Consider the following 21,907-nt stretch of genomic DNA (forward strand, 5'->3'; position numbering starts at 1 on the left):
GGGCCGGGCTAGGCCCGACCCCTTCAAGCAGCGTATCGGCGTAGGGCATCTATGCTCAGGCGGGACGCACCAGAATGTGCTTCTTCTTGCCCAGCGACAGCTTGATGACGCCATCGGCCGTAACATGGCCGGAGCCGATCAGCGCACGCTCGTCGGAAACGCTTTCGTCATTGATACGCACGGCGCCGCCCTGCACATGACGGCGGGCCTCGCCGTTGGAGGCGGCAAGACCGGCGCGCACGATCAGCGACAAGAGGCCAACGCCGGCCTCCAGCTCCGCCGTCGGCACCTCGATCGACGGCAGATTGTCGGAAAGTGCCCCCTCCTCGAAGGTCTTGCGCGCCGTTTCCGCCGCCTGATCGGCGGCCTCCCGGCCGTGCAGCATGGCGGTGATTTCGGTGGCGAGGATCTTCTTTACGTCGTTGATCTCGGAGCCGCCCAGCGCCGAAAGGCGGGCGATCTCGTCCATCGGCAGCGTCGTGTAGAGCTTCAGGAAGCGGGAGACGTCGGCATCTTCCGTGTTGCGCCAGTACTGCCAGAAGTCATAGGCCGAGAGCATTTCCGGGTTCAGCCAGACGGCGCCGTTGACCGACTTGCCCATCTTGGCGCCGGACGACGTCGTCAGCAGCGGGGAGGTCAGCGCATAGAGCTGCGGCGTGCCCATGCGGTGGCCGAGGTCGATGCCGTTGATGATATTGCCCCACTGGTCAGAGCCGCCCATCTGCAGCCGGCAGCCGGTGCGCTGGTAGAGCTCCACGAAATCGTAGGCCTGCAGGATCATGTAGTTGAATTCGAGGAAGGAGAGCGACTGCTCGCGGTCAAGCCGCGTCTTCACGCTGTCGAAGGAGAGCATGCGGTTGACCGAGAAGTGACGGCCGACATCGCGCAGGAATTCGAGGTAGTTGAGACCGCGCAGCCAGTCGGCATTGTTGATCATCAGCGCGCCGCCCTTCGGGCCGGCCTCATAGTTGAGGTAGTTCGAAAAGACGCGCTTGATGGAGGCGATGTTGCCCTCGATCGTATCGACCGTCATCAACTGGCGCGCTTCGTCCTTGAAGGAGGGATCGCCCACCATACCGGTGCCGCCGCCCATCAGCGAGATCGGCTGGTGGCCGGTTTTCTGCATCCAGTGCAGCATCATGATCTGGATGAGGCCACCGGCATGCAGGCTCGGCGCCGTCGGGTCGAAACCGATATAGGCCGTCACGCTTTCCTTTGCGAACAGGTTATCGAGGCCGGCTTCATCTGAGATCTGATGAATGAAGCCGCGCTCGCTGAGCGTGTGCAGGAATTCGGACTTGAATGCGGACATGGATGAGACTTTCGGACGTTGCGGTTCGACGCCCGGCGCTTTAGCACTGTTTCGGAAGGCAGGCAAAGGGCAGGCGGGATGCCATGTCCGGATCGGGAAACTCACGCATGACGGACGGACGGTTCACAGCGCTCGGGCTGATGAGCGGCACTTCGATGGACGGTATCGATGCGGCGCTGATCGTGACGGACGGCGAGGGCCATGTGGAACGTCTCGGCTTCCATGAAACGCCTTACACGGACGGCTTTCGCCGCCGTCTTGAGGCTGGGCTCAAGGATGCGCTGTCCATCCGTGAACGCAGCCAACGCCCCGGAGACCTTCCCGCGCTCGAACGCGACCTGACGCTGCTCCATGCCGTCGCCGTGCGCGATTCGCTTTCCGCATTCGGCCTTTCGCCCGGCAACGTCGATGTCGTCGGCTTCCATGGCCAAACCGTGCTGCATCGCCCGCTGGAGCAATTGACCGTGCAGATCGGTGATGGCGCCCTTCTTGCCCATGAGACCGGCATCGCCACGGTCTACGACATGCGCGCCGCCGACATCGCCGCAGGCGGGCAGGGCGCGCCGCTCATTCCCGCCTATCATGCCGCGCTCGCCGCAACCCTTGCTCAGGATGTGCCGCGCCCGGTCGCTTTCCTCAATATTGGCGGTATCTCCAATCTCACCTTCATCGGCACGGATGGTGCGCTCGTCGCCTTCGACAGCGGACCTGGCAACATGCTGATCGACCAGTGGATGGCGCTGCACGAGCGCCCGCCCATCGATCGTGACGGCCAGATGGCGGCGGCGGGGAAGGTGGATGCGAAACTCGCAGCCCGCTATCTCGGCCACCCCTTCTTCACGTCGAACCGGCTTCTGTCGCTGGATCGCGGTGACTTCCGTCCTCCCGCCAGGGGAGAGATCGGTGTGGAAGACGGCGCCCGCACGCTCGCCTATGTTACGGCTGCCGCCGTGCTTGCCTCCGCCCGCCGCCTGCCGCAGACGCCGAAAAGCTGGATCGTTTCCGGCGGCGGCGCGCGCAATCCCGTGATCATGGCCGAACTTGCGGCTCTGGCGACGGAAGCGACCGTCATGACGGCAACCTCGGCCGGTTTTGACGGCGCGGCCATGGAGGCGGAAGCCTGGGCCTATCTCGCGGTTCGTTCGATGAAGGGGCTTGCACTCACCTATCCAGGCACGACGGGCGTGGCCGCCCCGATGACGGGTGGCGTGCTGGCGCGACCGGCAGAACGTTTCTGATCAGGCCTTGAAATCGTAGGCGTTGAGTGCCGGCGGCGTCCAGTCCGCAAGGCTTGCCGGATCGGGCCGGTAGATCTCGACGAGCAGCGGATGGCACCGCGCCTCGTCGCTGGAATGCACCGTGCCGCAATCGCCTCCGGGGCAGGCCGACAGCGCACCGATGAGATCGATCTCGGCGAAGAACTCCAGGAAATCGCCCGGCCGCACCGGGCTTGCTTTCATAAAGTACTGCTGCGTATCGCGGGTGAAGCCGGTGCACATGAAGACGTTCAGCACGTCATGCACATGCGGCTCGGCGTCGCGGATCGAAAGGCCCGTTTCGCCGGCCAGAGCCCGTGTCAGATTGTTGTGGCAGCAATGGTGGTAGTCGTCGCCACCGCTCAAGAGCTTGTGCGTATAGGGATCGCAGCGCGTGCCGATCACATCATGCACGCCGCCGCCATGCTCATCGAAGCCGTACCAGCCAAGCGTGTCATGGGTGATCGTCGCCATGGGCCTGAGGTGCGGCAGGTTGCTCCAGAGCCGATCGCCGGTCGTCACATGGGTGGCATGCAGCGCCCGCGTTTTGCCGGAAAAGAACCGCTCCTTGAGATCGTTGGCGTTCCATAGGTTGAGGTCGCCGACCTGCGGCCCTTCGATGCTGACGATGCGGAAGAAGTGTCCCCGCGGCACACGGAAGGTCCGCCCTTCGCGGGGCGGCACCACGACGGCGTCGATCTTCTCGATCGTCTCGCGCGCCGCCGACAGCATCGCCATCGGCGCCGGTGGAAGGGTGGAGACGGGATAGCAGACCACGGGCGCGACGGCCCGCCGCGCCGCCGCATCGGTCGGGACGGGAACGGCGGAACGATCGGTCATGGCAGCGTCTCACTTCGAGAGGGAAAAATGTCGCTCAGCGGATCCGCTTGGCGGCGGGCTCGGGAACGAGTTCCCCGGAAAGGCGACGGTCGAGATAGTCCTCGCACTCTGCCATCAGCGTCTCGACCTGACCGTTGAAGAAGTGGTTGGCAGCCGGCACCGATTTGTGAGTGATGAGGATACCCTTCTGCGCTTTCAGCTTTTCGACGAGACCGAGAATATCCTTTTCCGGCGCGACCTTGTCCGTTTCGCCCGAGACGATGAGGCCCGACGACGGACAGGGGGCGAGGAAGGAGAAGTCATAGGTGTTCGGCTGGGGTGCGATCGACATGAAGCCTTCGATCTCCGGACGGCGCATCAGAAGCTGCATGCCGATCCAGGCGCCGAAGGAATAGCCCGCTACCCAGCAGCTTTTCGAATCGGGGTGCAGGCTCTGCACCCAATCGAGCGCCGAAGCCGCATCCGAAAGTTCGCCCGCGCCGTGGTCGAATTCGCCCTGGCTGCGGCCGATGCCCCGGAAATTGAAGCGCAGCGTCGTAAAGCCTCGCTTCTGGAACATGTAGAAGAGCTGGTAGACGATCTGGTTGTTCATCGTCCCGCCGAACTGCGGGTGCGGATGCAGAATGATCGCGATCGGCGCGCTCTTCTGCTTCGACGGCTGATAGCGCCCCTCAAGGCGGCCTGCAGGTCCGTTGAAGATAATTTCGGGCATGGGGTCTCCGGGCGTTTTCGACCGGATTTAAGCGTTCCCGGCCGCAGGACAAGTCTTGACGAATTGAGTCAGGTTACCTAAAACTCAGTTTAGAATTATTCAAAACTGGATCGGGCGCTGACGCGTCGAAGGTCTCGGTTGTGAGTGTGGTGTCTTACGGCAAGCGCCATCAGAATTTCAAGGAAAATGACGAAGGGTCCTGGGCAAGGCTTGGGCATGGCGTCGATTGGGCCAATGACGGATACGCGACTTTACATGGACTGGAACGCCACCGCGCCGCTCGATCCGGCCGCGCGCGATGCCGTTCTGTCGGCGCTGGCGCTGCCGGGCAATGCGTCTTCCGTCCATCGCGAGGGCAGGGCCGCCCGTGCCGTGATCGAGGCAGCGCGGCGCGACGTGGCGGCTCTGGTGGCAACCAAGCCCGCCCATGTCATCTTCACCAGCGGCGCTACGGAGGCCGCCAGCCTGGTGCTGACCCCGAGCATGCGCATGGGGCGTGCGCCGCTTGCGATCGGCCATCTCTACGTCTCCGCCATCGAACACCCGGCCTTGCGCAGTGGCGGCAGGTTCCCTGCCGATCGCATAACGGAAATCAAGGTCACAGCGTCCGGAATGGTTGATCTTGAGGCGCTCGAGGCACTGCTTGCGGCCCATGATGCCGCCTCCGGCCTGCCGATGGTGGCCGTCATGCTCGCCAACAATGAGACGGGCATCGTCCAGCCGGTCGCCGAGGTCGGCGAGATCGTCCGCCGGGCGGGCGGCGTTTTCGTCGTTGACGCTGTGCAGGGCGCCGGACGCCTGCCGCTCTCGTTTGAAGCCATCGGTTGCGATTTCCTCATCCTCTCCTCCCACAAGATCGGCGGCCCGAAGGGCGCCGGTGCGCTGGTCTCGGCCGGCGAGGTGATGATGCCGACGCCGTTGATTGCGGGCGGTGGGCAGGAGAAGGGGCACCGCTCAGGCACGGAAAACGTCGCGGCGATCGCCGGCTTCGGCGCGGCAGCGCGGGTCGCCGCTGAGGAACTGGCGGAGCGCAACGTCGCCATTGCCAGGCGGCGCGATGAGATTGAAACGGGCATGCGTCGCATCGCCCCCGATGTCATCTTCTATGGGGTGGATGGTCCGCGCTTGCCCAACACAAGTTTCTTCACGCTGCCCGGCCTGCCGGCGGAAACAGGACAGATCGCCTTCGACCTCGAAGGCGTCGCGCTGTCGGCCGGTTCGGCCTGCTCCTCCGGCAAGGTGGGCGAAAGCCATGTGCTCGTCGCCATGGGCCAGAATGCCAAACGGGGCGCGCTGCGCCTGTCGATCGGCCCGACCACGTCGGACGCGGATGCTGAGCGATTTCTTGGCGTTTTCGAGCGGATCGCGGCGCGGCGCCGGAAGGCTCATGCCGCGTAAGCGGCAAAGAACCTGCGGAAATGCAATTTTCCGCTTGGCAAAAGGGGTGAATCCAGCCTTTTAGCCACTACATGAGCGGTACGCCTTCAAGACGTATCGAACGACAAGCTGCCGGACCTTTTCTCCGGCAAGATTGGAGACCGACATGCCTGCTGTGCAGGAAACGATCGACCAGGTTCGCCTCATTGACGTGGACCAGTATAAATACGGTTTCGAGACCACGATCGAAATGGACAAGGCGCCCAAGGGCCTGTCTGAAGAGATCATCCGCTTCATTTCTGCCAAGAAGCAGGAGCCGGACTGGATGCTCGAATGGCGCCTCGACGCCTATCGCCGCTGGCTGACGATGGAAGAGCCGGTCTGGGCGCGCGTCGATTACCCCAAGATCGACTTCAACGATCTCTACTATTACGCCGCGCCGAAGAACCAGAACGGCCCGATGTCGATCGACGACGTCGATCCCGAACTGTTGCGCACCTATGAGAAGCTCGGCATTCCGCTCCGCGAGCAGGAGATTCTCGCCGGCGTGAAGACCTCGAAGATCGCCGTCGATGCCGTCTTCGACAGCGTCTCGGTCGTCACCACCTTCAAGGAAGAGCTGAAGAAGGCCGGCGTGATCTTCATGTCGATCTCCGAGGCGATCCGCGAGCATCCCGAACTGGTGAAGAAGTATCTCGGCTCGGTCGTTCCGCCGACGGACAATTATTATGCGACGCTGAACTGCGCCGTCTTCACCGACGGCTCCTTCGTCTACGTTCCCAAGGGCGTTCGCTGCCCGATGGAACTGTCGACCTACTTCCGCATCAACGAGAAGAATACTGGCCAGTTCGAGCGCACGCTGATCATCGCGGAAGAGGGCGCCTACGTCTCCTACCTCGAAGGCTGCACCGCGCCGCAGCGTGATGAAAACCAGCTGCATGCCGCCGTGGTCGAGCTTGTTGCGCTCGACGATGCCGAGATCAAGTATTCCACCGTCCAGAACTGGTATCCGGGCGACAAGGAAGGCAAGGGCGGCATCTACAACTTCGTCACCAAGCGCGGCGATTGCCGTGGGGACCGCTCCAAGATCTCCTGGACGCAGGTCGAGACCGGTTCGGCCATCACGTGGAAATATCCGAGCTGCATCCTGCGCGGCGACGACAGCCGCGGCGAGTTCTACTCGATCGCCGTGTCGAACGGCTATCAGCAGATCGACTCGGGCACCAAGATGATCCATCTCGGCAAGAACACGTCGAGCCGCATCATTTCCAAGGGTATCTCGGCGGGCTTCTCGTCCAACACCTATCGCGGCCAGGTCTCGGCTCACCGCAAGGCGACGAATGCCCGCAACTTCACCCAGTGCGACTCGCTGCTGATCGGCGACAAGTGCGGCGCCCACACGGTGCCCTACATTGAGGCCAAGAACTCCACCTGCCAGTTCGAACATGAGGCCACCACCTCGAAGATCTCGGAAGACCAGCTCTTCTACTGCCTCCAGCGCGGCATTCCGGAAGAAGCGGCCATCGCCCTGATCGTCAACGGCTTCGTCAAGGAAGTCATCCAGGAACTGCCGATGGAATTTGCGGTCGAAGCGCAGAAGCTGATCGGGATTTCGCTGGAAGGGTCGGTCGGCTGATCGGTTGACAACAGGAAGCGGCGATCACGCCGCTTTCGGCCGGTATCGGCCTTCGATGAAAATGCCCGCGTCCTCCGTTATAAGGATGAGATGCGGCTTTAAGCGGAGGTGCAGACATGGACCCGGTCAATCTGACGTATTACGCCGTGGTTTGCGGTGGACTGGCAGCATACGCGCCCAATTGCCGGAACGTGATCGTTCGAACGGCCGTTGGTCTCGGACTAGGCGGAGCGTCCGCCGCTATGCTGCCCGTGGTCCACTTCTTCCTCGGCTTCTGAAAGAAGCGGCGCGGCGCGCCCGAAGAACGCAGGAACTCCACTATGCTCGAAATCAAGAACCTCCACGCCAAGATCGCCGACACCGAGACGGAGATCATCCGCGGCCTGAACCTCACCGTGAAGGCCGGCGAAGTCGCGGCCATCATGGGGCCGAACGGCTCTGGCAAGTCGACGCTGTCCTACATCCTGTCGGGCCGCGAGGACTATGAAGTCACCGATGGCGACATTCTCTACAATGGCGAGAGCATTCTGGAGCTTGACCCGGCCGAGCGCGCCGCCAAGGGCATCTTCCTCGCTTTCCAGTATCCGGTCGAAATTCCGGGCGTTGCCACCATGCAGTTCCTGAAGGTGGCGATGAACGAGCAGCGCAAGGCGCGCGGCGAGGACGAACTGACGACGCCGGACTTCATGCGCCGCGTCAAGGACGCCGCCGGCAAGCTGCAGATCGATCCGGCCATGCTGAAGCGTCCGCTGAACGTCGGTTTCTCCGGCGGCGAGAAGAAGCGGGCCGAAATCCTCCAGATGGCCCTGCTCGAGCCGAAGTTGTGCGTGCTCGACGAGACCGATTCCGGCCTCGATATCGACGCGCTGAAGATCGTCGCCGACGGCGTCAACGCACTGCGCTCGCCCGATCGCGCCACGATCGTCATCACCCACTATCAGCGCCTGCTGGACTACATCGTGCCGGACACGGTCCACGTTCTCTACAAGGGCCAGGTCATCAAGTCCGGCGACAAGACGCTCGCGCACGAGCTCGAAGCCAATGGCTATGCCGACGTCATCGGTGCGGCTGCCTGAGCGGCCGAGGAAGGATAGAGCCGATGAATGTTCACGCTCCCATCACGCTGACAGTCGCCGAACAGGCACTGCTCAACGCTTTTGATGCTGCTGCCGGCGAACTGCCTGGCGATGCCGCCGTCATTTCCGCTCGCGATCGTCTGCTGCATGCCGTGCGCGTCGAGGGTCTGCCGACCCGCCGCGTCGAGGCGTGGCATTACACGGACCTGCGGGCTCTGCTGCGTTCCGTTCCCGCGGCCGATCCAGCGGCTTCGGCGAAAGTGGTGGCTCCGCTGGTGGAGGGTGCCCATGTGCTCTCCATTCTCGACGGCAAGGCCAGCACGAAGGGCGCGCCCAAGGGCGTTTCCGTTGCCTCCTACGGCGCCGCCCTGACGGCGGGGACCAGCGCAGCCGACCTCGCCGAGCGCGGCGCGGATGATGCGATCGGGCGTCTGAACGGCGCTTTCGTGAAGGACGGTCTGGCGATCACGGTCGGCAGTGACGCCGACCTCTCGAGCCCAATCGAGATCCAGGTGGCGCAGTCGCGCGGCCAGAGCCATGTGCGCCTGCCGGTTACTGTCGAAGAAGGCGTCACTGCAACCCTGATCGAACGCCACATCTCGACCGATGATGCGCCGAGCCTCGTGACGGCCGTCACGGACCTGACGGTCGGCAAGGGCGCCGATGTCACGTATGTCATCGTACAGCAGCAGGGCGAGACCGACAGCCACCTCGGCCAGATCCGCTTCACGATCGGCCAAGAGGCCAAGCTGACGCTCTTCGTCATCAATGCCGGCGGCAAGCTGGTGCGCCAGGAGATCCACGGCGTGGTGACGGGCGAGGGCTCCAACCTGACGCTGCGCGCCGTCAATCTGATGGGCGGTGAGACGCACACGGACGTGACCTTCACCATGGGCCATGACGTGCCGAACACCACCTCGACGGAGATTATCCGCAACGTTCTGTTCGATCGCGCCCGCGGTGTCTTCCAGGGGCAGATCCGGGTCGCGCCGGATGCCCAGAAGACCGATGCGAAGATGGCGTGCAACACGTTGCTGCTTTCGGACGACGCCGATTTGTCGGCCAAGCCGGAGCTTGAGATCTTCGCCGACGATGTGCAGTGCGGCCATGGCGCCACGGTCGCCGATATCGACCCAACGCAGTTCTACTATCTGCAGGCCCGCGGCATCCCGGCCCCCAAGGCTCGCGCCCTGCTGATCAAGGCTTTTGTGGCAGAGATCGTTGAGGAACTCGACGACGAGCCGCTGGTCGAGGCTCTGGAGAGCGTCATCGAAGCCTGGCTCGACAAGCATTCGATCTGACAGGCGCAAGCACGCGAATAAGAAGACCGGCTCGCTGAATGGGCCGGTCTCGTGACTGAACGAGCCAGGCGCAGGCACCTGCCGTGCCGCCGGCTCCGGCCAAGGTGATCCCGCAATGACCGGTATCCATCCCGCACCGCCCCAAGCCTACGATGTCGAGGCGATCCGCAAGGATTTTCCGATCCTGTCGCGCAGCGTCTACGGCAAACCGCTCGTCTACCTCGACAATGGCGCCTCGGCGCAGAAGCCGCAGGTGGTGATCGATGCGGTGGCGAATGCCTATTCGAACGAATATGCCAATGTGCATCGCGGCCTGCACTTCCTGTCGAACGCTGCGACCGACGCCTATGAGGCCGCCCGCGAGAAAGTGCGACGCTTCCTGAATGCCGGCTCGGTGGACGAGATCATCTTCACCAAATCCTCGACCGAGGCGATCAATACGGTCGCCTACGGCTACGGCATGCCGAAGCTCGGCCCCGACGACGAGATCGTCATCTCGATCATGGAGCATCACTCCAACATCGTGCCCTGGCATTTCATCCGCGAGCGGCAGGGCGCCAGGATCGTCTGGGCGCCGGTGGACGATCAGGGTGCCTTTCACGTCGACGACTTCGTCAAATGCCTGAGCGACAAGACCAAGCTGATCGCCATCACCCATATGTCGAATGCACTCGGCACGATCGTTCCGGTCAAGGAGATCTGCCGCATCGCCCGCGAGCGCGGCATTCCGGTGCTGGTCGACGGTTCCCAGGGGGCGGTGCACCTGCCTGTGGACGTCAAGGACATCGACTGCGACTGGTATGTCATGACCGGCCACAAGCTCTACGGCCCCTCCGGCATCGGCGTCCTCTACGGAAAGATGGATCGCTTGAAGGAGATGCGGCCCTTCATGGGCGGCGGCGAGATGATCGTTGATGTTTCCGAAGACGGCGTGACCTATAACGACCCGCCGCACCGTTTCGAGGCCGGCACGCCGCCCATCGTGCAGGCGATCGGGCTCGGTTATGCGCTGGACTATATGGACGGCATCGGCCGCGCTGCAATTGCCGCCCACGAGGCGGATCTGGCCCGTTACGCCGCCGAACAACTGGCTGGCGTCAATGCGCTGCGCGTTTTCGGAACGGCTCCGGAGAAGGGCTCGATCTTCTCCTTCGAGGTCGAGGGCGTCCACGCCCATGACGTCTCAATGGTGATCGATCGGGCCGGCATTGCGGTCAGGGCCGGCACCCACTGCGCCCAGCCGCTCTTGAAACGCTTCGGCGTTACCTCCACATGCCGCGCGAGTTTTGGCCTCTATAATACCCGCGCCGAAGTCGATAGTCTGGTGGCCGCGCTGGAACATGCCCGCCGCTTCTTTGCCTGAGGACTGCTTGATGAGCCTTGATACACCCGAAGAGAAGATCGACGTGCGCGACGGGATCGTCCATTCTGCGATCCCGGCCGATGAGTTGGCCCGCCTGTCCGACGACATCATCGCCGCGCTGAAGACGGTCTACGACCCGGAAATTCCCGCCGATATTTTTGAACTCGGTTTGATCTACAAGATCGACATCGAGGACGATCGTCTCGTGAAGATCGACATGACGCTGACCGCGCCGGGCTGCCCGGTGGCCGGCGAGATGCCGGGCTGGGTCGAAAATGCCGTTGGCGCCGTCGAGGGCGTCTCCGGCGTCGAGGTTGCCATGACTTTCGATCCGCCGTGGACCCCGGACCGCATGTCCGAGGAAGCCCAGGTTGCCGTCGGCTGGTATTGAGCGCTCTTGCATGACAGCGCCATTGAAGCGTTAACCATCCGCGCTTACCTTGGTGATGACGAGTGCGTCGCAGCCGGTCCGGTTGCGGGACACACGAACGGAACCGCCGGGCCTTGAACCCGGCCGGCGAAGGAGACGAGGCAGATGGCCTTTGCAGTGATGAGCCTGACGGAAGCGGCAGCCAGCCGCGTGCGCGACATTGTGGAAAACGCCGGCGGCGACGCGCGCGGCATCCGCGTCAGCATCAAGAAGGGCGGATGTGCAGGCATGGAATATGCCGTCGATCTCGTGACAGAGGAGACCGTCAAGGGCGATCTCATCGAGCGGGACGGCGCCAAGGTCTGGGTTGCGCCCGAGGCCGTTCTCTATCTCCTCGGCACGGAAATGGATTTCGAGGTGACGACGCTGCGCTCCGGCTTCACCTTCCGCAATCCCAATCAGACATCGGCCTGCGGCTGTGGAGAATCCGTCGAACTGAAGCCTGCCGACCTCGCGGCGCTCGCCGCTGCGGGCAATCCGGTCGTGCCGAACGGGCAGGTCCGCTGAGACACCGGTCGATTTCAGCACGCCCGTATCCTCAGAATTGAGGATTGCCATGTCCATGAAATTGACAGGCTCGCCAAAACGCGCCTGTTGTTTAGAGAGTTGCGTTTCCAAACGCCGCGTATCCCGCTATACGAGATGCCCGTACCAACGTGGTGTCTGGGATGCCCTTTCAACAACAGCATGTCGTCGAAGCCCTTTTCACGGACTTCCCGAGCGCGGTTTTCTTTGCCAGCCCTGACAAGCGGATCGAGGCAGCGAACCCGGCTGCCTTGCGGATGTTTGGGTATGCTCTCGAGGATATCTTGCGGCAGCCCGTGCGGCTGCTTTTTTCATCCGACGACGAGTACCGAATCTGCCTGACCAAGCGCCAGGAGCGGGCGATCACGGATCGCTCGATCGATTCGCTGTTCCGCTTTCAACGCCGTGACGGAGAGATCTTCCAGGGCGAAATGCGCACCACGCTGATCGACGCCAACGATGGCGAGACGCGCGGCTTCATCGGCGTGATCACCGACGTGACCGCGATGAGGGTGCTCGAAGAGCGACAGCTGACGGCGGAGCGTTTTTTGAACACTGCCCTCGGCGTGATCGACCAGGGATTTGCGATCTTTGACAAGGACGAACGGCTGGTCGTGTTCAATGCGGCCTACGAGAGCCTCTTCGGGGGGGTGGTCCTGAAGGCGGGTATGGCCGCGCAGGAGATCATGGACCTCGCCTTGAAGATGGGCGCCTTCGGCAGTTTCGAGACCGACGCCGACCGCCGCTCCTGGACGGATGAGCGGCTTGCGGTTCTGCGTGCGATCGACACCCCGCATCGGATTCTCCGCTACGCCGACGGTCGCCTGTGGCGCTGCGAGGACAGACGCCTGCCAGACGGCAGTACCGTGGCGCTGCGTGTCGATGTGACCGAAGTGCAGCAGGCGCTGACGGCGGTCGAGCGGCGCGAGCGCGAATATCTGACGCTGCTGCAGAACCTTCCGGAGCTGGTGTGCCGCTTCTCAAGCGATCGGACAGTGCTGTTCGCCAATCAGGGTTATGCGCAATTCTTCGGCCTTCAACCGAATGACCTCATCGGCCGCGACGTGCTGCACCATGTGCCGACCGAGGCGCATGAGCCGATGATCGTGGCGCTTCAGGCGATCACCCCCGAGACGCCGCGCTCGACGCGCGAGACGGTGCATCATTTCGCTGACGGATCGACCTGCTCGATCGAATGGACGCTGGTTGGCGTCTTCGACCACAGCGTCGCCACCGAGTTCGTGGCGGTTGGACGCGATGTGACCGAACACAAGCGCCGCAACGAGGCCCTCAGCCTGTTTGCCGCCACCGTTGCCCACGACCTCAAGGCGCCACTGCGCCATGTCGCGAGCTTCTCGGAGATGATGAGCGAAGATCTGGAGGCGGGCCGGCTGGACACGCTGGGCTTCTATGCCGGCAATATCCGCCAGAGCACCGAGCGTATGCAGAGGCTTATCCAGAACCTCCTCGAATATGCCCAGATCGCGCACCGCATCACCAAGACCCATTGCGTGGATCTGAGTGCGGTCGTGCGCGATGCGATCGCGCTGATGGAGACAACCGTTTCCGAGACGGCGGCGCGCATCGAGATCGGACGGCTGCCGCATGTGAGCGGCGATCCGGAGCTCCTGAAGCGGCTGGCACAGAATCTCATCGCCAATGCGCTGAAGTACCACCAGCCGGACCGAGAGCCGGTGGTTCGCGTCTACGGCGCCAATCATCCGCTCTACGTCTCGATGATCGTGGAAGACGAGGGGATCGGCATCGACCCGGCCCAGGAAGCGCGCATTTTCGACCTCTTTCACCGCCTCCACCGCGACGAGAGCGTCTACAAGGGCACCGGGGTCGGGCTGGCGATCGCCAAGCGGATCGTCGAGAGCCATGGCGGCAAGATCCGCCTCGACCCAGCCTACCGGGACGGCGCCCGCTTCATCGTGACCCTGCCTCCGGAGGTCGCGCAAGTCGACCCGCCGGCAGCCGATCCGTTCGATGTGGGGTCCTGTAACTGAAGCGTATCCGGCGGGGACGAGATCGCCGGACACTGTCTCGGTAGTGACCAAGCCCATGCCTGATCATGGGCAGGAGACGGGTTCCGTCTCCTGCGCGTGTGCTGATGTCTATTCGGCGGCCTGCGCATAGTCCTCGACCGGTGGGCAGGTGCAGACGAGATTGCGGTCGCCATAGACATTGTCGACCCGGTTGACCGACGACCAGTATTTGTCGACGCGGAAGGCGCCCGGCGGGAAGCAGGCCTGTTCGCGGCTGTAGGGACGGTCCCATTCGCCGACGAGATCCTCGACGGTGTGCGGGGCGTTCTTCAGCGGGTTGTTCTCCCGGTCCATTCGCCCTTCCTCGATGGCGCGTGCCTCCTCGCGGATCGACAGCATGGCGTCGCAGAAGCGGTCAAGTTCGGCCTTCGTCTCGCTCTCGGTCGGCTCGATCATCAGCGTGCCCGCCACCGGCCAACTCATGGTCGGCGCGTGGAAGCCGCTGTCGATGAGACGCTTGGCGACATCATCGACCGTGACCCCTGCGCTCGCCACCAGTGGGCGCGTGTCGATGATGCACTCATGCGCCACACGACCTTTCTTGGAGGTGTAGAGCACGTCGAAGGCGCCCTTCAATCGTGCGGCGATATAGTTGGCGTTGAGGATCGCAACCTTGGTCGCCTGCGTCAGCCCTTCGCCACCCATCATCAGGCAGTAGCTCCAGGAGATCGGCAGGATCGAGGCCGAGCCGAAGGGCGCGGCCGAGACCGCACCCGTGCCGCCAAGCCCCGGCACCTGCGGGTGGCCGGGAAGGTAGGGGGCGAGATGCGCCTTGACGCCGATCGGCCCCATGCCGGGACCGCCGCCGCCATGCGGAATGCAGAACGTCTTGTGCAGGTTGAGATGCGAGACATCCGAGCCGATGTCCCCGGGACGCGCCAGCCCGACCATGGCGTTCATGTTGGCGCCGTCCATGTAGACCTGACCGCCATGGGCGTGCACGATCTCGCAGATCTCCCGGACATTCTCCTCGAACACGCCGTGCGTCGACGGATACGTGATCATGCAGCACGAGAGCTTGTCCGCGTAAGCCTCTGCCTTGGAACGGAAATCATCCATATCGATGTCGCCGTTCTCGCTCACCTTCACCACGACCACGCTCATGCCCGCCATCTGCGCCGAGGCGGGATTGGTGCCATGCGCGGAGGTCGGGATGAGGCAGACGGTGCGATGCGCCTCGCCTCGGGCTTCGTGATAGGCGCGGATGGTCAGGAGGCCCGCATATTCGCCCTGCGCGCCGGAATTCGGTTGCATGGAGACCGCGTCGTAACCGGTGACCTGGCAGAGCTTATCGGCGAGGTCCTCGATCATATGACGATAGCCCTGCGCCTGATCGGCCGGCACGAAGGGGTGGATCTCGGCAAATTCCGGCCAGGTGATCGGCAGCATCTCCGCCGTGGCGTTGAGCTTCATGGTGCAGGAGCCGAGCGGGATCATGGCCCGGTCGAGCGCCAGATCCCGGTCGGCGAGCCGGCGGATGTAGCGCGTCATCTCGCTTTCCGCGCGGTTCATGTGAAAGATTGGATGCGTCAGATAATCCGTTGTTCTCAGGAGATTTTCCGGAAGTCGATAGTCAGGATCGAACGCCGAGACCTCAAAGTCGCCGCCAAAGGCCCGCCAGACGGCCTCCAGCGTGACCGGCCGCGAGCGCTCGTCAAGGCTGATGCCGATCCTGTCATCGCCGATCTTGCGCAGGTTGACGCCTTCGGCGACGGCTGTCTTCAGGATGATGCCCTGAAGCTTTCCGACATCGACGGTCACGGTATCGAAAAACACTTCCGGTTCAACGCGGTATCCGAGTTTCTCAAGGCCCATGGCAAGACGTACGGTCTTTTTGTGAACACTTTGCGCTATCGCCTTGATTCCCTTCGGTCCATGGAAGACCGCATACATGGAGGCCATCACCGCCAGCAGAACCTGCGCGGTGCAGATGTTGGAGGTCGCCTTCTCCCGGCGGATATGCTGTTCGCGGGTCTGGAGCGAAAGGCGGTAGGCGCGGTTGCCGCGGGCATCGACGGAGACGCCGACGAGGCGGCCGGGCATGGACCGCTTGTGCGCATCCTTGACCGCCATATAGGCCGCATGCGGACCGCCATAGCCGACCGGCACGCCGAAGCGCTGGGTGGAGCCGATGGCGATGTCGGCGCCCATCTCGCCCGGCGACTTTAGAAGCGCAAGCGCCAGAGGATCGGCGGCAACGATGGCGATGGCGCCCGTCTGGTGCAGGCGGGCGATGAGGCCGGTGAAATCCTGCACATGGCCATAGGTGCCGGGATACTGGAAGATCGCGCCGAAGACATCGACGGGGTCGAGGTCGGCAAAGGGATTGCCGACCGTCACGCTCCAACCGAGCGGTTCGGCGCGGGTCATGATGAGGGCAATGGTCTGCGGGTGGCAGTTCTCGTCCACGAAGAAGGTCTTCGCCTTCGACTTCGAGACGCGCTCGGCCATGGCCATGGCTTCGGCCGCAGCCGTCGCCTCGTCCAGCAGCGAGGCATTGGCGACATCAAGACCGGTGAGATCGCAGACCATGGTCTGGTAGTTGAGAAGCGCCTCGAGGCGGCCCTGGCTGATCTCGGGCTGGTAGGGCGTATAGGCCGTGTACCAGGCGGGGTTCTCCAGAATGTTGCGCTGGATAACCGGCGGCGTGATTGTGCCGTAATAGCCCATGCCGATGAGGGAAACGAGCTTCTGGTTCCGGTTGGCCGTCTCGCGCAGCTTGTCGAGCGCCTCGCGCTCGGTCATGGCCGGGCCCCAGGCGAGCGGGGTGCCCTGCCGGATCGAGGCGGGCACGGTGTCATCGATCAGCGCATCGAGGCTGGGATAGCCGACGACCTTCAGCATCTCGTCCATCTCGGCCGGCGAGGGACCGATATGGCGGCGATTGGCAAAGTCGTAAGGCTTGTAGTCGGTAAAGGTGAAATCGACTGGCAGCGACATCAGGCGACGAGCTCCTGATAGGCGGCCTCATCGATCAGGCCGTCCAGTTCGGAGCTGTCCGAAAGCTTGATCTTGAAAAACCAGGCGGCGCCCTGCGGATCGGAGTTCACAAGGGAAGGATCCGAAACGATGGCCTCGTTGACCTCGACGATCTCGCCGGCCACCGGCGAATAGACGTCGGATGCGGCCTTGACGGATTCGACCGTGGCGGCGCTGTCGCCCTTGCCGAAGCTGGCGCCAACCTCGGGCAGTTCGACGAAGACGAGATCGCCAAGCTGCGCGGCGGCGTGGGTGGTAATGCCGACCGTGGCAACATCGCCGGCGATCTGGAGCCATTCATGGTCGGGGGTGAATTTCAGCATGGACGTCGTTCCTCTTGTCTGGAGAGTATAGCCGGGTCCGATCCGGGGTGGAAAAACGGACCTTTCGTTTGAAGGATCAGCGCTTGAAGCGCGCCGGGATGAAGGGCAGGGCGCAGACGGTGACCGGCAGGTACTTGCCGCGCACTTCGGCAAAAAGCGCCGTGCCGGTCGCAGCATGCGCGCTGTCGATAAGGCCCATGGCGACGGGCGCATCGACGCTCGGGCCAAAGCCGCCAGAGGTGACGGTGCCGACCGGCTGCCGGCCCTCGGCATCGGCAAACAGGGCGACGCCGCCGCGAACCGGGGCGCGTCCCTCCGTCTTCAGGCCGATACGGCGCCGCTGCGCGCCTGACTGGAGTTCGCCAAGGATGCGGTCCGCGCCCGGAAAGCCGCCGGCGCGAGCGCCGTCGGTGCGACGCACCTTCTGCATCGCCCATTCGAGCGCCGCCTCGACCGGGCTGATGCCCTCGTCAATGTCGTTGCCGTAGAGACAGAGACCGGACTCCAGCCGCAGGGAATCGCGCGCGCCGAGGCCGACCGGATGCACATCAGGATTGGCAAGAAGGGCGCGGCACAGCCGCTCGGCGGCATCGGCGGGCACGGAGATCTCATAGCCATCCTCGCCCGAATAGCCGGAGCGCGTCACGAAACAGGCGGCACCCTCGAGCGTCGCCGGCCGGGCATCCATGAAGCGCATGCCGGCCGCCTCGGGCCACAGCGCAGCAAGCGCGGCTTCCGCCTTGGGCCCCTGAAGCGCAATCAGGGCGTGATCCTCGATCAGCGTGATATCGCAGACGTCGGAGAGAGCTGCCCGCAGATGCGCCACGTCCTCGTGCTTGCGGGAAGCGTTGACGACCAGAAACAGATGGTCCCCGCGGTTGACGATCATGAGGTCATCCAGAATGCCGCCGGCCTCGTTGGTGAAGACGCCGTAGCGCTGGCGGCCCGGCGCGATGCCAAGCACATCGACCGGTACGAGACGTTCGAGCGCCAGCGCGGCATCCTCGACACGGCCCGATCTCGGCACCAGTGTCACCTGGCCCATATGCGAGACATCGAAGAGGCCGGCTGCGGCGCGGGTGTGCAGGTGTTCCTTCAGAATGCCTTCAGGATACTGCACCGGCATGGAATAGCCGGCAAACGGCACCATGCGGGCGCCGAGCGACAGATGAAGATCGTGAAGCGGGGTGTTCAACAGGGTGGATGCTGTGTCCACGGTCTGCCTCCAGGTTGTGGCGCCAGGCGCCGGCTCGTGACGGATATGGGACGACTGTCCGCACACCTTGAGCCCCCTCTGTCCCTTTGCCTGAGATTGTTATCCCTTCGGCGAGCGGATGCTTCTCTCCAGAGTCCTTTCGGCATCTTGCTGGTCCTTTCGCCTGAGAGTTTCCGGGGCGGTTGCTCCTTCGGCACCGGGCTCGGACCTTTCGGCCGTCCCGATTTCTCCCAACAAGATGGATCCAGATAACGGCGTCGGCAGCGCTTTGGCAAGGGGAATATGTCGCGCCTGAACAGATAAAAGTCGCAGTGGACATGGCGCCCGTAAGAGCCGCCGCAGGAGGACGGTTCGTTGCGTAGCGGACAGGATCAGGATTTGCGTTTTACGGGCGCGGTCACGAGCGCGGTATCGGCCATTTCCTTGGCCGTCAGGTAGTGCAGGCTGTCGGGCGGTGTTTCGAGGCCAAGCAGCCACAGATCCGGCTTGACCCCCATCTGCTGCAGGTGTCGTCCGATGCGCGCCGTCGTCACCTGCGTCATCGCCATGGCCTCGGCGCCCGTGGGTGCCCGGGCCTGCTGGCCCGAACCGTCGTAGATCTGGTGGACGCCGATGATGGCGCCGTCCTCGACGCTACGCGTCACGCCGCCGGCCAGAATGAGCGGGCAGGATGAGGCACAGAGAGCCCCGGCCTTCACATCGGTGGAAAGACCCTTTTCGCGGATCAGCGCAGAGATGGCCAGCGCATCGGCGACGGAGCCGCCGGGCGAGGAGAGCTGAACGGTCTTCACATATTCCCCGCGCGCCTCGATCTCGGCCCTGAAGCGGTCCGCTGACCCGGCATCGACCGTGCCCTCGGCCGTCAGGATGCCGCCAGGCTTCAGGTCGAAGCGGATCGGTGCGCGCAGCGTCTCCTGCGCCGTCTTGATGTCACCGGGCGCACCTTCCGGCTTTCCGTCGGTCAGTGAGGGCGGTAGAACCGGGAGGGCAGGGTCGGTGCCGGGAGTGGCAAGGCCGGGGTGCTGTCCGTCGAGAACCAGGTCGCGGTAGTCGACCACCACGAGGATGGCGGCCACCGACAGGACCGCGGTGAAGGCATGCCGCATCAGCGTGCCGTCGTCGGTCGACAGCAGCACGCGGCCCGTTCGTTTCAGTGCGTTGCCAAAACCCATGGCCCAGCCTCCCGTCAGACCGGCGGCCCCTTGCGCGGCGATTTGCCGGCAAGGTCGAGGCTGGTGACATTGGCGCTATCCGCGCTGTCCGGGCCTGCCGTCTCGGTCGGCTTGGCTGCGCTTTCGGTGGTGGTTTGGAGGGCGGCCTGCAACCGTTCGGGATCCTCGGGCTGGCTGGCACTGATCGCGCGACCGACACGCAGGGCCTCGATCAGTTCGGCCGCCGTGATCCGGTCGGCGAGTGGCAGAACCTCTTCCTGCCGGCGCAGGGCCGCATGGACGATGGCCAGCATGAAGACGAGCACGGCCGGCAGAAGGTCGATGGAAATGGCCCCGGCCCAGCTCGGGATGAAGTCGGCGGCATAGCGCAGCACCGCCTCGGCAGACGACAGCGGCACGAATCGGCGCTCCGCAACTGGCGTGCGGGCGAGAATCTCGTCTGCAGCGGCCGAGAGCACCTTCGACTGCGAGGAGACGGAACTGCGGATCGTTTCCATCACCTGATCCTGCCGCTGCGCCAGACCGGCTTCCGCTCCGCTCGCCACCGGCGCGATGAAGCCGAGCGACAGATCGTCGGCGGCACGCTTGACGGAGGCGGCTATCGACGTCTGCTCCAGCGAGGCGATGACGCCCGACAGCGCAACGGCCTCCGTGGCGAACGTATCGGCGCGCGGCTCGATGGCGCCCGGCGCGGAGACGATGCCGCGCATGGTGGCGAGATGCTTGCGCCCGTCATCAAAGAGCGTCGTCACTCGCTCGCGCGATGCACTGATGCCGTTTTCCAGCTCCTTGAGCTGGGCCGCCATCTGCGTCAGGAGCTGGACCACGGACCCCGCACCGGTCGTGCCGGTCAGCGCACCGGTCTCCTGCTCCTGCTGGGCGAGGCGCGAGAAGCGTTCGCTGGCCCGCTGAATGTCCGGCAGCAGGCTTTGGGCCGCAAGCGCATTCTGATGGGCCTGGTCGAGGTCCTGCGTATAATCCTCGATGGTTTCGGCAAGGTGCTGTTCCAGCGCCGCCGAACCAGCCAGCGCCGCCGCATTCAGCCAGCTCGACATGGCGATGATCATGGCACAGCCGAGTGCCATGACCCCCAGCATCGCCGTCCGGCCCGTGGCGCTCGTCACATGCGGGTAGAAGCGCGCCATGTAGCTCCAGAAGGCATAGATGGCGACCGAGACGGCGGTGGAATAGATGATGGCGGCGAAGAACACCGCCGTCGCGGACCCGTCGAGGATGCTGCGCACCCCGAGATAGGTATAGACACCCGAGGCCACCGAGAGGACGGCAAGGGCAAAACGAGTCATGGTCTCGACGGCGGCAATCCCGTCCTGAAGCCTGTGTGCCGCGCCAAGCGCCATGCAATCACTCTCCGCATCCGTTTTTCAGAACGGTTAACAGATCATGATGATACCGGCAAAATGAAGGCCCGCTGCGGTGCGACGGCGAACGGGGGCAAGGCTCAGCCCGCGAATGGCTCCGGCCCCTCGACGCGCAGTCGGTTGTCGATGGCCGTGCCGCGCGCCGCGCCGATCGCGGCCGCTTCCGCCCGGTCGGCTTCCGCGTGGGTGCCGACACTGCCGCTGAGAACGATCCTGCCATCGGCCTGCGTTACGCTCACCTGATCAGCCTGGAGGCCGCCCGTGACGGCGATCGCGTTGGCCACCGCGCGCTCGAGATCGGCGCTGTCTTCGGCAAAAATACGCTCGGGCCGCTCGCCCTTGAAGAGATCGGGTTTGAAGACCATCGCATATGCTCCCGGTTGACGGTTGATGGCGGAATAACCCGCGAGAGGCGTTTTTGTTCATCTCACGTTAAGGTGTTGAAACAAATGGCGAATGCGAAGCCTCAAACTGCAGCAGCCAAATTTGGGAGCGATCAAACATGTCCTCAGACGGCGGTTGCGTCTAAATTAGGCTCTGCTATGCCGTTGACGTCCACTATCGGACGTTTGGGGAAGAAACGTATGCGCAAGACCCTGCTGTCGGCCGCTGCACTCGCTGCGGCCTTCATCACCTCCATGACGGCCGCCAAGGCCGAAGACCTCGTATTCAAGATCGTCAACAACACGCCCGGCACGCTCGAGCGCTTCTATTCGTCGCCGGTCGGCGTCGATGACTGGGAAGAGGACATTTTCGGCGACAAGGTCGTTGCACCCGGCGAGACGATGGAAATCACCATCGCTGACGGCCGGTCCGTGTGCAAATACGACATGCGCTTCGAATTCACCGAGGACTCCAAGATCGAGGACCTCGAAGACTCGCAGGACCTGTGCGAACTCGGCACCTACACGATCAGCCTGCACTGATCTGTGAAGACAACGGGCGTTTGCCCGTGGCTTGAA

Annotated in this window: 19 protein-coding genes and 2 riboswitches; of the genes, 10 read left to right on the top strand and 9 right to left on the bottom strand. The window is 63.7% G+C overall.

Features of this window, described 5'->3' with window-relative positions; genetic code table 11:
* Positions 1–55: 55 nt before the first annotated feature.
* Entirely contained in the window at positions 56–1,312 is a 1,257-nt protein-coding gene (tyrS, locus tag F3H41_RS03160; RefSeq protein ID WP_149737098.1) for a tyrosine--tRNA ligase, read from the bottom strand.
* A 107-nt stretch (positions 1,313–1,419) separates the two neighbouring features.
* On the opposite strand from tyrS, the gene F3H41_RS03165 reads away from it, so the two are divergent.
* Positions 1,420–2,550, top strand: coding sequence for an anhydro-N-acetylmuramic acid kinase (locus F3H41_RS03165; protein WP_149737099.1), 1,131 nt, complete (start codon positions 1,420–1,422; stop codon positions 2,548–2,550).
* Here F3H41_RS03165 and F3H41_RS03170 read toward each other — a convergent pair whose 3' ends face one another.
* A complete protein-coding gene (locus F3H41_RS03170; RefSeq protein ID WP_149737100.1) occupies positions 2,551–3,408 on the bottom strand; it encodes a DUF1989 domain-containing protein in 858 nt (285 codons plus the stop codon).
* Positions 3,409–3,442: 34 nt separating this feature from the next.
* Positions 3,443–4,120, bottom strand: coding sequence for an alpha/beta hydrolase (locus tag F3H41_RS03175; RefSeq protein ID WP_149737101.1), 678 nt, complete (start codon positions 4,118–4,120; stop codon positions 3,443–3,445).
* Positions 4,121–4,354: 234 nt separating this feature from the next.
* On the opposite strand from F3H41_RS03175, the gene F3H41_RS03180 reads away from it, so the two are divergent.
* The 8 genes from F3H41_RS03180 to F3H41_RS03215 all read left to right on the top strand — a co-directional run bounded on the left by F3H41_RS03180 (position 4,355) and on the right by F3H41_RS03215 (position 13,837).
* A complete protein-coding gene (locus F3H41_RS03180) occupies positions 4,355–5,518 on the top strand; it encodes a cysteine desulfurase family protein (protein ID WP_149737102.1) in 1,164 nt (387 codons plus the stop codon).
* 145 nt (positions 5,519–5,663) lie between these two features.
* A complete protein-coding gene (gene sufB, locus F3H41_RS03185; RefSeq protein ID WP_149737103.1) occupies positions 5,664–7,133 on the top strand; it encodes a Fe-S cluster assembly protein SufB in 1,470 nt (489 codons plus the stop codon).
* Positions 7,134–7,453: 320 nt separating this feature from the next.
* Positions 7,454–8,209, top strand: a complete 756-nt coding sequence (sufC, locus tag F3H41_RS03190) for a Fe-S cluster assembly ATPase SufC (protein ID WP_149737104.1) — start codon at positions 7,454–7,456, stop codon at positions 8,207–8,209.
* A 23-nt stretch (positions 8,210–8,232) separates the two neighbouring features.
* Complete coding sequence (gene sufD, locus F3H41_RS03195) at positions 8,233–9,510, top strand: Fe-S cluster assembly protein SufD (RefSeq protein WP_149737105.1); 1,278 nt, start codon at positions 8,233–8,235, stop codon at positions 9,508–9,510.
* A gap of 115 nt (positions 9,511–9,625) precedes the next feature.
* The gene (locus F3H41_RS03200) at positions 9,626–10,873 is read left to right on the top strand and encodes a cysteine desulfurase (protein WP_149737106.1); all 1,248 of its coding nucleotides are present in this window, start codon (positions 9,626–9,628) and stop codon (positions 10,871–10,873) included.
* Positions 10,874–10,883: 10 nt separating this feature from the next.
* On the top strand, positions 10,884–11,264 hold the full coding sequence (locus tag F3H41_RS03205; protein WP_149737107.1) for an SUF system Fe-S cluster assembly protein: 381 nt from the start codon (positions 10,884–10,886) through the stop codon (positions 11,262–11,264).
* Positions 11,265–11,408: 144 nt separating this feature from the next.
* Positions 11,409–11,810: a Fe-S cluster assembly scaffold SufA gene (gene sufA / locus F3H41_RS03210; RefSeq protein ID WP_149737108.1), complete on the top strand. Its 402-nt coding sequence runs from the start codon at positions 11,409–11,411 to the stop codon at positions 11,808–11,810.
* 161 nt (positions 11,811–11,971) lie between these two features.
* Positions 11,972–13,837: a PAS domain S-box protein gene (locus F3H41_RS03215; protein WP_149737109.1), complete on the top strand. Its 1,866-nt coding sequence runs from the start codon at positions 11,972–11,974 to the stop codon at positions 13,835–13,837.
* A 108-nt stretch (positions 13,838–13,945) separates the two neighbouring features.
* On the opposite strand, the gene gcvP is transcribed toward F3H41_RS03215, so the two are convergent.
* The 6 genes from gcvP to F3H41_RS03245 form a co-directional block, all read right to left on the bottom strand.
* Positions 13,946–16,816 carry an aminomethyl-transferring glycine dehydrogenase gene (gene gcvP, locus F3H41_RS03220; protein ID WP_149737110.1) on the bottom strand — a complete coding sequence of 957 codons (2,871 nt, stop codon included), beginning with the start codon at positions 16,814–16,816 and terminating at the stop codon, positions 13,946–13,948.
* The gene (gcvH, locus tag F3H41_RS03225) at positions 16,816–17,178 is read right to left on the bottom strand and encodes a glycine cleavage system protein GcvH (RefSeq protein WP_149737111.1); all 363 of its coding nucleotides are present in this window, start codon (positions 17,176–17,178) and stop codon (positions 16,816–16,818) included. The genes gcvP and gcvH overlap by 1 nt, the downstream gene beginning before the upstream one ends.
* Before the next feature lie 76 nt (positions 17,179–17,254).
* Complete coding sequence (gene gcvT / locus F3H41_RS03230; RefSeq protein WP_149737112.1) at positions 17,255–18,394, bottom strand: glycine cleavage system aminomethyltransferase GcvT; 1,140 nt, start codon at positions 18,392–18,394, stop codon at positions 17,255–17,257.
* A 68-nt stretch (positions 18,395–18,462) separates the two neighbouring features.
* Positions 18,463–18,536, bottom strand: a riboswitch (glycine riboswitch).
* 3 nt (positions 18,537–18,539) lie between these two features.
* A riboswitch (glycine riboswitch) is annotated at positions 18,540–18,637 on the bottom strand.
* 128 nt (positions 18,638–18,765) lie between these two features.
* Complete coding sequence (locus F3H41_RS03235; RefSeq protein ID WP_149737113.1) at positions 18,766–19,566, bottom strand: hypothetical protein; 801 nt, start codon at positions 19,564–19,566, stop codon at positions 18,766–18,768.
* A gap of 14 nt (positions 19,567–19,580) precedes the next feature.
* The gene (locus F3H41_RS03240) at positions 19,581–20,924 is read right to left on the bottom strand and encodes a hypothetical protein (protein ID WP_149737114.1); all 1,344 of its coding nucleotides are present in this window, start codon (positions 20,922–20,924) and stop codon (positions 19,581–19,583) included.
* A gap of 101 nt (positions 20,925–21,025) precedes the next feature.
* A complete protein-coding gene (locus F3H41_RS03245; protein WP_149737115.1) occupies positions 21,026–21,310 on the bottom strand; it encodes a BON domain-containing protein in 285 nt (94 codons plus the stop codon).
* Between the two features lie 219 nt (positions 21,311–21,529).
* Here F3H41_RS03245 and F3H41_RS03250 point away from each other — a divergent pair, with 219 nt between their 5' ends.
* A complete protein-coding gene (locus F3H41_RS03250) occupies positions 21,530–21,871 on the top strand; it encodes a hypothetical protein (RefSeq protein WP_149737116.1) in 342 nt (113 codons plus the stop codon).
* The last annotated feature ends 36 nt before the right edge of the window (positions 21,872–21,907 follow it).

Origin of the sequence: Rhizobium sp. RU20A (assembly GCF_900155885.1) — a bacterium.
Classification (GTDB): domain Bacteria; phylum Pseudomonadota; class Alphaproteobacteria; order Rhizobiales; family Rhizobiaceae; genus RU20A.